The organism is Paraburkholderia unamae, assembly GCF_003096875.1.
GTDB lineage: Bacteria > Pseudomonadota > Gammaproteobacteria > Burkholderiales > Burkholderiaceae > Paraburkholderia > Paraburkholderia unamae.
Genome location: NZ_QEOB01000006.1, coordinates 66,621 through 80,133, shown reverse-complemented (window position 1 = coordinate 80,133; position 13,513 = coordinate 66,621). Strand labels below are relative to the sequence as shown.

General features: G+C 56.1%; 17 protein-coding genes. 7 read left to right on the top strand and 10 right to left on the bottom strand.

The window, feature by feature from the left end; all coding sequences use genetic code 11:
* Positions 1–51 precede the first annotated feature (51 nt).
* The 5 genes from C7402_RS14115 to C7402_RS14100 form a co-directional block, all read right to left on the bottom strand.
* Entirely contained in the window at positions 52–624 is a 573-nt protein-coding gene (locus tag C7402_RS14115; RefSeq protein WP_112171198.1) for a hypothetical protein, read from the bottom strand.
* Positions 625–1,280: 656 nt separating this feature from the next.
* Positions 1,281–1,673 carry a hypothetical protein gene (locus tag C7402_RS14110; protein ID WP_116611091.1) on the bottom strand — a complete coding sequence of 131 codons (393 nt, stop codon included), beginning with the start codon at positions 1,671–1,673 and terminating at the stop codon, positions 1,281–1,283.
* A 5-nt stretch (positions 1,674–1,678) separates the two neighbouring features.
* Complete coding sequence (locus C7402_RS14105) at positions 1,679–1,945, bottom strand: hypothetical protein (RefSeq protein WP_116611090.1); 267 nt, start codon at positions 1,943–1,945, stop codon at positions 1,679–1,681.
* Between the two features lie 9 nt (positions 1,946–1,954).
* A complete protein-coding gene (locus C7402_RS46290; protein WP_133254491.1) occupies positions 1,955–2,167 on the bottom strand; it encodes a hypothetical protein in 213 nt (70 codons plus the stop codon).
* A gap of 277 nt (positions 2,168–2,444) precedes the next feature.
* The gene (locus C7402_RS14100; RefSeq protein WP_112171195.1) at positions 2,445–2,690 is read right to left on the bottom strand and encodes a helix-turn-helix domain-containing protein; all 246 of its coding nucleotides are present in this window, start codon (positions 2,688–2,690) and stop codon (positions 2,445–2,447) included.
* 241 nt (positions 2,691–2,931) lie between these two features.
* On the opposite strand from C7402_RS14100, the gene C7402_RS14095 reads away from it, so the two are divergent.
* The 7 genes from C7402_RS14095 to C7402_RS14065 all read left to right on the top strand — a co-directional run bounded on the left by C7402_RS14095 (position 2,932) and on the right by C7402_RS14065 (position 8,954).
* Positions 2,932–3,228 (top strand): hypothetical protein, encoded by a 297-nt coding sequence (locus C7402_RS14095; protein ID WP_244314851.1) that lies wholly within the window; start codon positions 2,932–2,934, stop codon positions 3,226–3,228.
* Entirely contained in the window at positions 3,228–3,803 is a 576-nt protein-coding gene (locus C7402_RS14090; protein WP_165841891.1) for an HAD domain-containing protein, read from the top strand. The genes C7402_RS14095 and C7402_RS14090 overlap by 1 nt, the downstream gene beginning before the upstream one ends.
* A 303-nt stretch (positions 3,804–4,106) precedes the next feature.
* On the top strand, positions 4,107–4,532 hold the full coding sequence (locus C7402_RS14085; protein WP_244314850.1) for a hypothetical protein: 426 nt from the start codon (positions 4,107–4,109) through the stop codon (positions 4,530–4,532).
* A gap of 274 nt (positions 4,533–4,806) precedes the next feature.
* Entirely contained in the window at positions 4,807–5,898 is a 1,092-nt protein-coding gene (locus C7402_RS14080) for a LysR family transcriptional regulator (RefSeq protein ID WP_112171193.1), read from the top strand.
* 101 nt (positions 5,899–5,999) lie between these two features.
* The gene (locus C7402_RS14075; protein WP_112171192.1) at positions 6,000–6,374 is read left to right on the top strand and encodes a response regulator transcription factor; all 375 of its coding nucleotides are present in this window, start codon (positions 6,000–6,002) and stop codon (positions 6,372–6,374) included.
* 40 nt (positions 6,375–6,414) lie between these two features.
* Positions 6,415–8,313 (top strand): PAS domain-containing sensor histidine kinase, encoded by a 1,899-nt coding sequence (locus C7402_RS14070; RefSeq protein ID WP_112171191.1) that lies wholly within the window; start codon positions 6,415–6,417, stop codon positions 8,311–8,313.
* Positions 8,310–8,954: a response regulator transcription factor gene (locus C7402_RS14065; RefSeq protein ID WP_112171190.1), complete on the top strand. Its 645-nt coding sequence runs from the start codon at positions 8,310–8,312 to the stop codon at positions 8,952–8,954. Before C7402_RS14070 ends, C7402_RS14065 begins: the two co-directional genes overlap by 4 nt.
* An 83-nt stretch (positions 8,955–9,037) precedes the next feature.
* On the opposite strand, the gene C7402_RS14060 is transcribed toward C7402_RS14065, so the two are convergent.
* From C7402_RS14060 to C7402_RS48300, 5 genes are all read right to left on the bottom strand, one after another.
* On the bottom strand, positions 9,038–10,363 hold the full coding sequence (locus C7402_RS14060; protein ID WP_112171189.1) for an MFS transporter: 1,326 nt from the start codon (positions 10,361–10,363) through the stop codon (positions 9,038–9,040).
* A gap of 142 nt (positions 10,364–10,505) precedes the next feature.
* Entirely contained in the window at positions 10,506–11,156 is a 651-nt protein-coding gene (locus tag C7402_RS14055; protein ID WP_112171188.1) for a response regulator transcription factor, read from the bottom strand.
* 243 nt (positions 11,157–11,399) lie between these two features.
* Entirely contained in the window at positions 11,400–11,936 is a 537-nt protein-coding gene (locus tag C7402_RS14050) for a carboxymuconolactone decarboxylase family protein (RefSeq protein WP_112171187.1), read from the bottom strand.
* Between the two features lie 91 nt (positions 11,937–12,027).
* Positions 12,028–13,056 carry an alpha/beta hydrolase gene (locus tag C7402_RS14045; protein WP_112171186.1) on the bottom strand — a complete coding sequence of 343 codons (1,029 nt, stop codon included), beginning with the start codon at positions 13,054–13,056 and terminating at the stop codon, positions 12,028–12,030.
* A 75-nt stretch (positions 13,057–13,131) separates the two neighbouring features.
* Positions 13,132–13,434, bottom strand: a complete 303-nt coding sequence (locus C7402_RS48300) for a DUF3331 domain-containing protein (protein ID WP_373864432.1) — start codon at positions 13,432–13,434, stop codon at positions 13,132–13,134.
* Between the last annotated feature and the right edge of the window lie 79 nt (positions 13,435–13,513).

Sequence of the window (13,513 nt, the reverse complement as noted above, 5' to 3'; positions counted from 1 at the left end):
CGACGGCTCCTTCTCCTTCGGACGTTGTATAAAGCCGACACCGGATTGCGTTCAACATGTCGGAGTGGCTTCGTCTTTAGACGAGAGAACTCTTATTGCTCCCGTTTCAATATTTACGAACACGTAGTGGAGTCCCGTCTTAGGCATCGGCTCATACGTTGGGGATACCGCATCGTCGTTGACAAGAAGAAGCCGGTGCGTGGCGTCTGCGTTCTTCAGCTTTTCAACCGAACTCCACCTCTTCCCGGTGAAATACGACGGAGCCACGTTGAATGCCTCACCGATGATCGTGTGACCGAGTGCACTCTCGCCCCGTATATCAAAGCCGTTCTTGTTCTCGTTACCAAACTCGACAAGATATGTGTCGATGCCAAACATTCCGGCACGAAGTAGACCAGCAACGCCACGAAGTATCACAAGGTCAGACATGATCCGGTTGGCTGCCTCGAAAAGCGTGACGTGGGGGTAAGGCCCGTGTCCCAACGCTGTTCTCTTTAGCGCAGTGAAGAGTGCTATGCCACGAAGCCCGTGGATGGATTCGCCGATCTCTGAAATCGAATTGACGAATTCGTTTGTTATCTGCTCGACGTTCCCCAACGTCAGGCTTCGTACCTGCTGTTGCATGGTCTGCTTCCTCTTTATGTTTTTCAGCCGGTAAATCGCCTGGCTAATGTCGGCATCGGGGCTGCGCGCGACTCGCGATACTTGCTATCGCTACCTTGATCGATTGCATTGCTCGATGCGCTGAGCAAATCGCCGCGGCATTTTCGGGAGATTTTAGCAAGTGGAGGAATTTCGCTCGCTATTGCAGTCCACTTCGTGTTGCGACGAATTTGCCATGCCTGCGTGCTCTTTGGTCAGTTTCGGACGAAAAATCATTCCTCGCTCGCTCAGGCATCCTTAGCCCTTCACGCGGCGGATGGCGCTCCGGATATTGCTGACTGCAGCTGTGGGCTAAGGACCTCAGCCGTTCGCTCCATGTATGGATAACGGTCGAGAGTAAGGAGGATAGACTTCACTTCAAGTGCGTCATCCTCGTTGAACACCTGTCTTGAAAGACACAACCCGACAACGCTTGTCCGCAGGCGCTTTGACCAGAGCGACGTGGTCTGCCCTCGGGTTCCGATGAATGACTTCACAGAACGGGCCCATATAAGGTTTGCCTCGTAGATGTTCACATTTCGAGTAGCGCTCTTCGCAGATCGAACAGTCCAATCGATTTGACACGAAACCTGCGCTCAAGAACGACTGCGGGGGAAATATCGTAGTTTCCAGCGTCTCTAGGTCTTTAAGGCGTTGCTCGCAGTGCGAAAGCCGGTGTGTGCGCGGGTCGCGTCTAGGCATGCAATCTGCGCCGCAACGAGCCGATTCCACGCCTCATTCGGCATATCGCGCTTCAGCAGAAGCCACATCTGCAACTCCGACCGAACTGCACCAATGGCACACTCAAACCCCAAGAAGAGGTTCGCGTGGTTCTCGCTATCCCGGCGAATTGCATCGCGCTTGACCTGCGTCGCGTTGTACATCAGCAAATCCAAGGCAAGACACTGTTCCAATTGGAGCTTGCTCGAGCGCGCGGGGGAGCGAAGGACTTCGGCCTCCTCGATACCGGCGTTGAAGTATTTGACGACTTGATCCAAGCTCATCTTCGCTGGCTGCTCGGTGCCCGTCATGATCGTTACTCCCCCTCGAGATGCTTCACAATTTCCGCGATATTGCCTAATCCTTCAGGCGGTCCGCTATAGTGGATTTTCTTGCAGGAGCCATCCTTCTTCTGAAAGATCACGTCCAGCGTGGCTTTTCCATGCTTGGCACCTTTGAAGACGTCATACAGGTAGTTTGTGATGATTCCCAAAGTGACGGATAAGAGATTGGGATCCGTCGAGAGCAGGCCGGCCGGCACAAACAGGCTCGGGCCGAACCATTCAAAGCTATACCGTTGCAAATACGGAGGCTAATGGTCTTCGTCGAAGATCTCGCCATAGGCGATTTCGTTCGCTTTCAGCAGAGTTCGTACCGTGTCGGCTTCAACTTGTTGTCGAAGCTCATCGATAGATGTCGCCGCGGCAAGGTTGTCCGGCGGTATTGCTAGGCCGTTCGGAGGAGTAACTCCAAAGCTCTTCAGCTTTTGGGATACCGAAACGTATTCCTGAAATTCAGTGGTCACTTGGATGGCCCTCTAGCATGTTTGTTTGAGTCGCCGACACAGCACGACGCCCTAACAGTTTTGGATTAAGCGTTAATTTGAGCATATTCGCGAATGAGCGTGCTTGAGTTTTCTTTGCTCATCGCTGCAACCGTGCGTCCGGCATGAAACGGTACGGCGAACGGATCGGGCAAGGGCGCTGTTTGAAGCGTGGCCACGTGATCACGCGGTTCGCGGCGCATCAGCGTGTGAGCTGACACAGTTGTTTGTTCGCTGGCGTGGAGGCCGCCGCGGCTCTTTATAAGCCCGCGTTCTTGAGAAGCGTCGACGGGGAAATGCCGAGTGCGTCGGCGATCCGAATCAGATTAAGAACGGATAGGTTGCGCTGACCGCGCTCAATGCGCCCCATGTGGCTGCGGTCAATTCCAGTCAGGTGCGCAAGTGCTTCCTGGGAAACACCAAACTCCTGTCGGTGAGCGCGAACCGTCGCGCCTATTGCGGTGAGATGTCCTGCGTCGTCCAGTTTGACCGATACCCTTTGCATCCTACGATGGTCGCGATATGATGCCGTCTTGGCCACGGCATTTACGACTCATTTGTAAGCGCAGAGTGGCTTTTTGGGATTTTTACGTATGTTTGTGGTTGAACCTGAGAATGTCCTTCCGATCCAATCTGCGGTGTACGGGGCCGACGTTTATGCAGTAGCGGAGCAGTGCACTCCGGGTGAGTTGCTGGTCCTTCGCGTGTCGCAGGTTGGCGAGCGAAGGATGCCGAGCGTAATCTGGATGGATTTGACATCCGGTGCCGGCTCGCTGGACCAGTTCGTAGATGGCGACACTGCTGTACGTGGGGCAGCAGTGGTTAATACGCGGCTTTCTCGACCAGTTGACCAGTGGAGTCTTGAGCCGCTCAGCGAGATCCGCATCGGGGCCACGGAATTCAGTGAGCGGGATAACAAGCTGTTCTCGGTGACGCAGTTCACGACGACAGCAGGGCGCAAGTTCTCCGTCCCGTATGGAATCGCTTCACGCCCGGCGCGCGGCAGGCGAGTCTGGCGCGCGAAAGAGCCTGCAGAATCCTGATGGACTCGCATCCTTGTGTCGGGGCTGGCGCGGTTGATGAGCTTGACATCCGGCCGCGTGTGCGGGGCGGCGTCGTGCTCTATCTCGATTTTGACGGGGTTCTGCATCCGGAAGATGTGTGGCGCCGCCCGGGCACTGGGCCGTATGTTGCGAGCCCTCCGGGACACACGCTCTTCGAGCATACGGAACTTCTCTCCCGGTGCCTTGAGCCGTACCCTGAGTTGCGTATCGTGCTATCCACCAGTTGGGTGCGAGTGTTTCGTAGTGTGCGCAAAGTGGCCGGACGCTTGCCGCTGGCACTACGTATGCGCGTGGTGGGCGCGACCTTCCACCGCGCTATGAATCCGGCGTGGTTCAGGTCCGTGCCGCGCGGCATGCAGGTCTGGGGCGACGTGTGCCGACGCCAGCCAGCAGCATGGATTGCGCTCGACGACGATGAGGTCAGTTGGCCGACGGTGTGTCGATCTCAACTCATCCACACCCATCCAATATTAGGTATCAGCGCGCCGGCGGTACTTGCAGAACTGGAGGCTCGCCTGGCTTGGATGCATCGGCCTGAAGCGGACCATTCGTAACGAACGTTTTATCGTCGCGGGAGGGGTTTGAAAAGCCTTGCCGCTCTCGACAGAGCACGTCAAAGTGCCGATCCCAGACACGCGTTCTGAGAAACCTAAGCGCCATTGCGGGCTCAGCTGCAATGCTTCGCTGTTGCCGCGCGCAATCCCGTTTCCGGAACACCCGACCGTGCGCGCGGCGCGAAACCCGACGGGCCGCCGGATGATTACGGCGCATCCTTCGAAGAACCTTGATGCGCGGGCGATGAGCCGCGCAAGCGCTCGTTCAGAAACTCATTCCGTCGCGGCAAGGAAGAAAGAACGATGACAGATACCAACTTTCATGGCGCGCGCAGCTGGCCGCTACCTGATGAGCGCGAGCATAGCGGATGGAGTAATCGCTATTTCATCGACATGGAGTTCACCGACTTCTCCCGATGCGAACTGATCGGTCTCGCGATCGTGGGAGAGAACGGCTATGAGTTTTACGGCGAGCGCGCTGATTTCGACTGGGAATTGCGCAGTGACTTCGCGCGCGCAACCGCTCTTCCGCAACTGGGCCGGTTCGAGACGCGCGCGATGCCGCTCGTGCTTCTGCGTGAAGCGCTACGCGAGTGGATCGGTGGCGCTCCGGAGCTTTCCGGCCCGGTGCTGTGCTATGACTATGAGACGGATCTGAACCTGTGCCGGTTTCTGCTCGGAGGTCCATTGCCGAATGGCGGGCGTGCTGAAAACATCGCCAGCCGGTGAAACCCCGCGCGGCTTGCAGCTTATTACGCCCAACACGGTGGCGAGCACCACGCGCTGCATGATGCTCGTGCCAACGCGTACCCGTCGCGTTTTCACGGAATTTGCACCGTACGAAGCGGCGACATTGCCAACTTCGAAGCGATTGGCCAATGACTGCGCAGCGTCAGATAGCACTATCGTATAGGGCGTGTTTCCGAGTATCTGATATTGCGGGTCGCGTGACTTTATTAGACTGTTTCCGACATCTCTTCACGCCATGATTTCGGAGCACGCTATGGATCGCACTTTGCACGCTATGTCGGTGTTTAGCCACGTCGCACGTACAGGTAGCTTTACAGCCGCAGCAGAAACTCTCGGGATCAGTGCGGCGTCCGCCAGTACGCTCATACGGCAGCTGGAAGGGCATCTCGGCGTGACCCTGCTCCAGCGCTCGACGCGTTGCGTACGCACGACGACCGAAGGCGGTGAGTATCAGGAACACTGTGAGCGAATTCTGGGCGAGATCGAAGAGATGGCGCAGCACCTCAACGGAGCCGGAAAGGTCGCACGGGGGCGGCTAGCGGTTGACGTTGATCAGGAAGTTGCCGACAGTATCCTGCCTCTCATGCCCACATTCCGATCGGCCTATCCAGAGGTCGGGCTGCGGGTGGATGTTGGCGGTGAAGCAGAGGGTTTGATTGCGAATGGAGTCGATTGTGCAGTAGTGGTCGGGAATCTTTCCGATTCGTCGCTGCGTAGCCGGCGAGTGGGGGAGTTTCGTGCCATAACGGTCGCGAGTCCAGCATACCTGGCTACGGTCCCGTTTCCGGCCCAACCTGAGGATCTTCAGCACCTCGAGGTTATCCACTACAGCCCTCGTCGCTTCGGCCCTGCCCGCGAGTTTCGATACTCGCTAGACGGCGCTGAAACCAGAATCCGGTTGTCCGAGAAGATATCGGTTGCGGATGCGCGCTCAGCTGTGAGGTATGCCGTGGAGGGCTTCGGAATCGCGCAAGTTTGCGAGAGGATGGTCGCAGAGGATCTCGCGGCGGGCCGACTTGTAAGCATTCTCGATGACTATGCCCCATCGCCGTTGCCCATTTCAGTGCTGTATGCCGACAGGCGACAAGTCCCGATGTCGATTCGCGCGTTCATTGACTGGATCCAGGGAAAGCTTCAACAGCGACCGGAAGCTGACGCGCGTGTCGCGTCCGTAGTGGACGCATCGGGTATGGGCAGCCGTACTGGGGCGCAAAAGGGCACCTTGTCCCACTACGAGTTCCGTCGAGAGCACGGGAGCGCGTCAGCACGTTCGTCGCGAATTCTTGAGCCTGGCGCATTGCCCAAACCTGACTCGCAGCATAGGTGTGCCTATACACAAGTATAGTTTTCGCACGCACGTCGGGGGCATAGGATCGCGCTCGGGCCTCGACCTTGCACGCGCTCATGTTTGATACCCAATGGACTATTGGTCAAGGACCGTGTTGTATGCCTAACTCAGGTGTTGTTTCGATTGTCGACGATGACCGATCATTGCGTAACGCAATGAGAAGCTTGCTCAGATCGTTGGGGTGGGAGGTGCGGGTCTACGAATCCGGAGAGGCATTTCTGAACGCCAACATGGTCGTGGACGTTGCTTGCATTGTTTCAGATGTGCAAATGGGGGGCATTACGGGGCTGGAGATGTATGAAATCCTACTCCAGCGCGGTCCCGCCCCACCCATCATCTTCATAACGGCGTTTCCATCCGAGGCGACGTTTAGACAGGCCCAAAAACTCGGCGCGATCTGCGTGTTCAGCAAGCCGATAGACCCAGCCAAGATTCAACAGCGTTTGGACGAACTCGTTTTGGACGACCACTGATGAATTGATGAACCAATTCGCCCTATTACCAGGTTAGCCTATGGATGATGATCGTCAGCGGAGCCGTCAGCGCACACTGCAAGCCGATGCTAATAAAACGCAGTCCAACTGTGCCGATGATGGTCGCGTCAAGTCCGTGAGCGAAACTGAGCGAGCGGTGATGAAACGGCAGCGGTTGATTCATTCCATCGCAATCGTGCTAGGAGTCTTGGTGTTTGCGACCGACGTGATGACGCCCGTTAATGTCGCGGTCGCCGTCCTGTATGTGGTCGTTGTATTGTTGGTTGCATCGGTGGCTTCACAGTTGTTGACGGTCGCTGCGGCTTGGACATGCGTCTCGCTCACGGTACTTGGGTTTCTGCTGGCGCAAAGCGACCAAACCTCGCCAGCATCGCTCGCGCGGTGTGTGGTCAGTGTGCTTGCGATCATCACAGTGTCAGCTCTCGCGCTGCGCAATCAAAGCAGCAAGGGTACGTTGCAAAAGCAGATTGATCTTTTGAACCTCACTCATGATGCGATCGTCGCCTGTGACCTTGACGGTCGCATTGCATTCTGGAGTCAAGGTGCGCAGCGCCTGTATGGGTGGCATGAAACGGAAGTGTTGGGAAAGGATATCCATGAGCTGACACAGACCGACGCTGCGCTTCCAATTGCGGAACTCATGAAGGGCGCTCTGGAAAGTAGTGGCTGGAAAGGTGAGCTAACCAGGAGAGCGAGAGATGGACGCTCCGTCGTGGTATCGAGCCGCTGGAACGTATCGCGTGACAAATGGGGGCAACCTGTTGCGATACTCTCAACGGACAGCGACATTACTCAGGCAAAGTCTCTTGATAGTGAATTGAGGCATCAGAAGGAAGAGCTCGCTTCGATAGTCGATGCGATTCCTGCAATGGTCTGGAGTGCGTCCGATGCCGGCCGGCTTTTTTATCGCAATCAGCGATGGACCGACTGTGGCGTGGACGTCGGTGATGGCGGGACTGCATGGCGCGACATTTTGCATCCGGAAGATTTCGACGCCTTCGAGATCGAGTGGCGAAATGCGCTGGCGACTGGTGCGAGTTTCGAGGTCAGCGCGAGGGTGCAGCTCATTAGCGGTGAGTATCGCTACATGATTATTGGCGCGGCGCCGCTGCGAGATGCCGCTGGGCGGATTCTGAGATGGTACGGCGTAAACACGGATATCGAAGAGCGTCGTCGCGCCGAACTCGCCTTGGAGAAATCTAGAGCCGAACTAGCCCACGTTACACGCATCACAATGCTTGGGGAGTTGGCTGCGTCCATCGCCCATGAGGTTACGCAGCCGCTGGCCGCAATCGTTACCGCAGGCGAAGCAGGCCTGCGATGGCTGAATCGCGAGGTGCCCGATCTCGAAGAGGTGCGCTATGGCATAGAGCAGATGACTCACGACGCGAGGCGCGCGACGGAAATTATTCGACAGATCAGGAGCATGGCAAAACGGCGCGACCCGGACGCCGTCGTACTTGATCTCAACGCAGTGGTTGAACAATCCGTCGGTCTTGTACGTCGTGAACTTCAGAGCCACAGCATCGAGGTGTCTCAATCGTACGCGACAGCGTTGCCTGTCCGCGGAGATCGCGTGCAGCTGCAGCAGGTCATTATCAATCTCCTTATGAACGCGATTCAGGCGATGTCCAATGTGGCCAGCAGCGAGCGACGGCTGGTCGTGTCAACACAGTTGCTGGATGATTGCATGGCTCAGGTAAGTATTGAGGACTCGGGCCATGGAATTCCTGACGAACATGCCGCGTCGTTGTTTGCGCCGTTCTTTACGACAAAGAAAGAAGGGATGGGAATGGGGCTTTCGATTTGTCGCTCGATTGTTGAGACTCATAGAGGTCGAATCTGGGCCCTATCACATGAAGGACGAGGTGCTTTGATGCAGTTCGTACTACCCCTGCAAGAGGAGGCGGACAAATGATCCAGCGTACAGATTACAGTGCAGGGAGCACGATCGTTTATGTGGTTGACGACGACGATTCCATTCGGGCCGCACTTGCAATGCTGTTCCGATCTGTCGGTCAGAGGGTAGAACTCTTTGCGTCAACGCAAGAGTTTTTGGACTTCGAACGCCCTGATGTGCCGAGCTGCCTGATTCTTGATGTTCGACTCAAAGGGCAAAGCGGGCTTGCCCTACAGGAGCAGATAATCGCTGCTGACGTCGAGCTGCCAATCATTTTCATAACGGCTCACGGCGATATAGCGATGTCAGTAAAGGCGATGAAAAACGGCGCTTTTGATTTCCTCGCGAAGCCATTCCGTGACCAGGACATGCTGGACGCCATACAAAGCGCATTGTTGAGAAACGAGGCAATGCGTAAATCTCATAGCAGAACGGCAGATATTCTACGTCGCTACCAAACGCTCACGCCCCGTGAACAAGAGGTCATGAAATACGTGGTCTGTGGACTATTGAACAAGCAGATCGCAGCCGAGATGGGATTAAGCGAGATCACGGTAAAGATTCATCGTGGTCAAGCCATGCGAAAAATGGAAGCGCGCTCTCTTCCTGAACTCGTGCTTAGTGCGAATGCCCTTGGGCTACATCCCCGGGAGGAATAGTCGGGCACCTTCGTTGTGGAGTCATAGCAGGGAGCTGGTGCCATGATTGCGGCACCTGACCGTTGCGGACGCAGCTTGTTTCGTTACCGATTGACGAGGTGCTTCGGCAACAGCAACGTGAGGCAGAGGCCGGAGAGCAGGCAGGCGATCATGCACGAGACAGGAAGCGCAAAGCCGCCTGACGATTGCTTGAGAATCCCGACGACGTATGGACCGAAAAAACCTCCAATGTTTCCGATGGCACTAATCCATGCAATCCCACTCGCAGCCGTACTCGGTCCAAGGACGGCGGTCGGCATTCCCCAGAAGACCGGGGGCATGGAAAGCAGCCCCGCATTCGCGATGCACAGTGCCATAACTGTCAGCCAGAGGTTGTCGCGCCAAACCAGTGACAGTGCGAGGCCAGCGGCGGCGATCAGGAGCAGAGCAGCCGTATGCAGTCGTCTTTCCCGACGGCGATCTGCATTGCGTCCCACCGCAACCATCACGACGACCGCTACCGCATTTGGCAGTGCGGCGATAAGGCCAATCATGAAATCGCCATGCACACCAAGAGATTTGATGATGGTCGGTGCCCAGAGTGTGTAGCCGTAGATCCCAAACACATCAAGAAAATAGATCAGCCCGAAGGTCCAGAAGACCCAGCTTGCGAACATCTCATTGTGATTCGTGGTGGCCGCAATCGCGCGATCCTCGGCAAGCGTTTTGGCCAGATATGCCCTGTCTGCGTCCGTCTGGTGGCGACTTGCCGTTACGTCATCCTCCAGATATGTCCAGCAAAGCCACGCGGCACCGAATGCCGGCAGCGCTTCGGCGACGAGCATCCACTTCCAGCCAGGCAGTGCAGCCACACCGTCCAGATACTCCATGATGAACCCGCTTAACGGGGAGCCGATTAACCCCGCTAGAGGTAGCGCGGCGTAAAAGGCGGATAGCGTTCTCGCGCGATGAAATCGGGGAAACGACTGTGAAATATAGTAAACAATTCCGGGGACTAGGCCGGCCTCTGCTACGCCCAGCAGGTACCGCATGACATAGAATTGCTTCGGTGTCTGAATGAATGTGGTTAAGACGGAAACGATTGCCCACGACAGGATAATGCGCGTCAGCCACCGCTTGGCGCCAACCCGTTGTAGGATCATGTTGCTGGGAACTTCAAACACCACATAGCCCAGCGCAAAGGTGCCCGCCCCGAAGCCGAACACAGCATCTGTGAAACCCAGATCGAGGCTCATCTGGAGCTTCGCGAAGCTCACGTTGATGCGATCGACGTACGCTGCCACATACGCAAACATGAAGATGGGGAGGATCCGAAGTGCAAGATGCTTGGAGATACGCTCTTCCCGAATCCCGTCCTCCATTCTCACCGTCTCTATGGAGGCGGTTGATCTCGTAGCGTTCAAATCCAAAGCGTTTCCCCGATCATTGAAACAAAGAAAAGTGTTCCCGTTTGTGCAAATATGTTGAAACAGTTTTTGTGATAATTTTATTGTTGTCGACGTGCCTGGAAACGTCTCAATCATACCGACCGCGCTGCTGACTACCTGGCGATCAACTCTCTGGCATGACGGGCAACTGGATGTCAAGGGCCCCAGTTTTTCTCACGAGATCGGCGAGGGAAGACGCATTCATTTTTTTCATGACAGCTGCGCGGTGCAACTTCACTGTAATTACGCTGACGCCCAGCCATGCCGCAATTTGCTTGTTCAGTGCTCCACTTACAACGTATGCGAGTACCTCCCGCTCACGGCGGGTCAATTGCTCATACGCGCGTGTGAGCACGGTTTGAGTCTGCATCCGCTCACGCCGTCTCTGATCGATGACGAGTGCGCCATTGACAGCATCGATGACATCCTGGTCAGAGAATGGCTTCACCAGAAAATCGAACGCACCGCCTTTCATTGCCCGTTTGCAGATATCAACATCGGCAAAGCCGGTAATGAAAATAATAGGAATATCCTGTCGATCGGTGACTTGTTGTTGAAATGCCAGGCCGCTCTCTCCGCGTAGCCGGATGTCCAGCAATAGACAACAGGGAGCATCGGCCAATGGAGCCGACCGGAACTCCGCAGTGCTCGCAAATGACTGCACGTTTAGGCCGACAGAGGGAAGAAGATGTGAAAGCGAGCGTCGAATACCTTCTTCATCGTCAACGATATAAACGGTAGAGACGAATTCCAACCTTCCTGGACCGGATGACATTGCACAAACTCCACAGACGCATTCTTTGAAGATCGCGGAACGCGGGCGAGAGACATTACGCAAGCACGGTGTGGTCCTGAGAAAGCGATTGAAACGTGCCAGCTCGACGGCCAGTTGATGGTACACGAATCAACATGTAGCCGGACTGTAATCCAGGCACAATTGCACGACGAAAAGCGTCATGTTTTCGGACGGGATACGCAGAGAGACCATGAGTGGCACGATAGTGCGATGGCACTTAGATCAATCGATCTTCGGGAAATCGATCGCTGTGTCGTTGACGCGGTTTACCAGGTTGGTAAAGGTGATCGAAGTAATGACCAGGATAATCTCTATGACCTGGCGTTCGCTGTAGCCGGCTACACGTAGGGCTTCCAGAACGTTCGCAGGGACGGTATTGCGACTCGTGACTACCGTCCGTACGAATACAAGCAGCGCGTCGCGACGAGCGTCTTCTACCGCCTGGCCAGCGCGGATTCTCTTCATGAGATCGGGCGTGAGGCCAGCCATTTTGCCAAGCATCGTATGTGCTGCAAGGCAATAGTCGCATCCGGACAGGGCACTCACGGCAAGGCGGATCGCTTCCACGTCCGCAGCCTCAAGTGAGCTAGCTGAAATCACAGCGTCGACGTTCAGCATCGCCGAAAGTCCTTGCGGGCTGTGCGTGCCGATGGTGGCGTATGCGTTGGGGACCTTTCCGAGCGCGGCCTTGATCTGGCTGAATATCGTCGCGGCTTCACCGGTAGCCTCGCCAGGCTTAAGCGTTGTCAATCGTGTCATGAAAATCTCTCCTTGGTGTTGGATGCTGGCCAGGATGGCCAGCTGAGGAGCGAGCGGCGGCGACGTTGACGTCGCCGCAGTGACGCTCGCGCTACTTGTGAAGTTCTCGGCGCAGCATCGCGTTGGCTTGGCCAATCGCTGCGCGCGCGGCTGGTGTATTTGACAGCGCGTTGAGCATCACGAAGTCGTGAATGCTGCCGAGGTAACGCACCGCAGTAACGTCCACGCCGGCCTGCATGAGCTTGTGCGCGTAGGCCTCGCCTTCATCTCTCAGGACGTCGTTTTCGTCAGTAATCACGAGTGCGGGCGGCAGACCCTGAAGATCTGCAATCGTTGCCTGCAGCGGAGACGCCGTGATTTCGTTGCGCTTGGACGCATCGGGCAGATATGCGTCCCAGAACCACTTCATCGCGTTCTTGGTGAGCCAGGGACCGTGGGAAAACTCCTGGTACGACCCGTCCTCGAAGTTCGCATCGGTGACCGGGTAGAACAAAACCTGGAACCGGAACTTCGGGCCATGGCGTTGCTTGGCAAGAATGCTCACTGCTGCCACCATGTTGCCGCCGACGCTGTCGCCCGCGAGTGCCATGCGCTGAGGATCGACGTCCAGCTCTTTTCCGTGTTGCGCAACGTAAGCAGTTGCCGCGTACGCTTGCTCAATGGCGGTGGGGTAGCGAGCTTCTGGCGAGCGCTCATAGTCGACGAAGACCACTGCCGCGTCCGAGCCGTTAGCGATTTCGCGCACCAGCCTGTCATGCGTTGCTGCATCACCCAACACCCAGCCGCCACCATGAAAGTACATCACAACGGGCAACGTACCAGCGGATTTCTTCGCCGGCTTGATGATGCGGACCTTCACGTCACCGGTAGGTCCTACAGGAAAGATGCGATCTTCAATATGGGCCGGGAGCTTGGAAACGGGGGCGCTTTGCGCGCCCAGTAGAACGGTACGCGCATCACTTGGCGACAACGTATAAATCGGCGGACCGCCCTTGGCCGTCAACGTATCGACAAATTCGCGAGTTCCCTGTTCCAGGGCTGGATCGGCCCATGCCGCGGTGACGGAGATTGAGCCGGCGAGTGCCAGAGCAAATGATAAAGCAGAAATGATTCGATTCATGTATTTTTCGTTCGTTTTACTAAAGTTTTAAAATCGATGTTATGGATTGTTGATAAGAGGATAAATTGACCTCCCCTAAAAACTGATTTTGCTAGCGAGTATCATTCGATCCCAGTTCGCAGGCAAAGAGTTCCGTTTCACCCGAGGGCGAAACACCTCGTCGCCCTTTAAAATTTCGGTGCCTGTCAAAGCACAGAGAGCATCCCGCTTTGCGAAAACAAGCCGCCATGTTTGCTCGCCGTAATGCCCGGAGCATGCGTCACTCCAAAGCACCGTCAGTGCGTGAGAAGAGGGTCTATCGAGTACAGTTACACGGCACGGCGGCGTCTGGGTTGGCCCGACGTCGACTAGTCGTGACGAAACCCCGCGCCGACGCACATGTATCCTGAGTTCACGCTCATAGGCATCGTTGGATACTGTGATGGCTGACGGCAACAGCAGGCTCACTAGTGCCCGC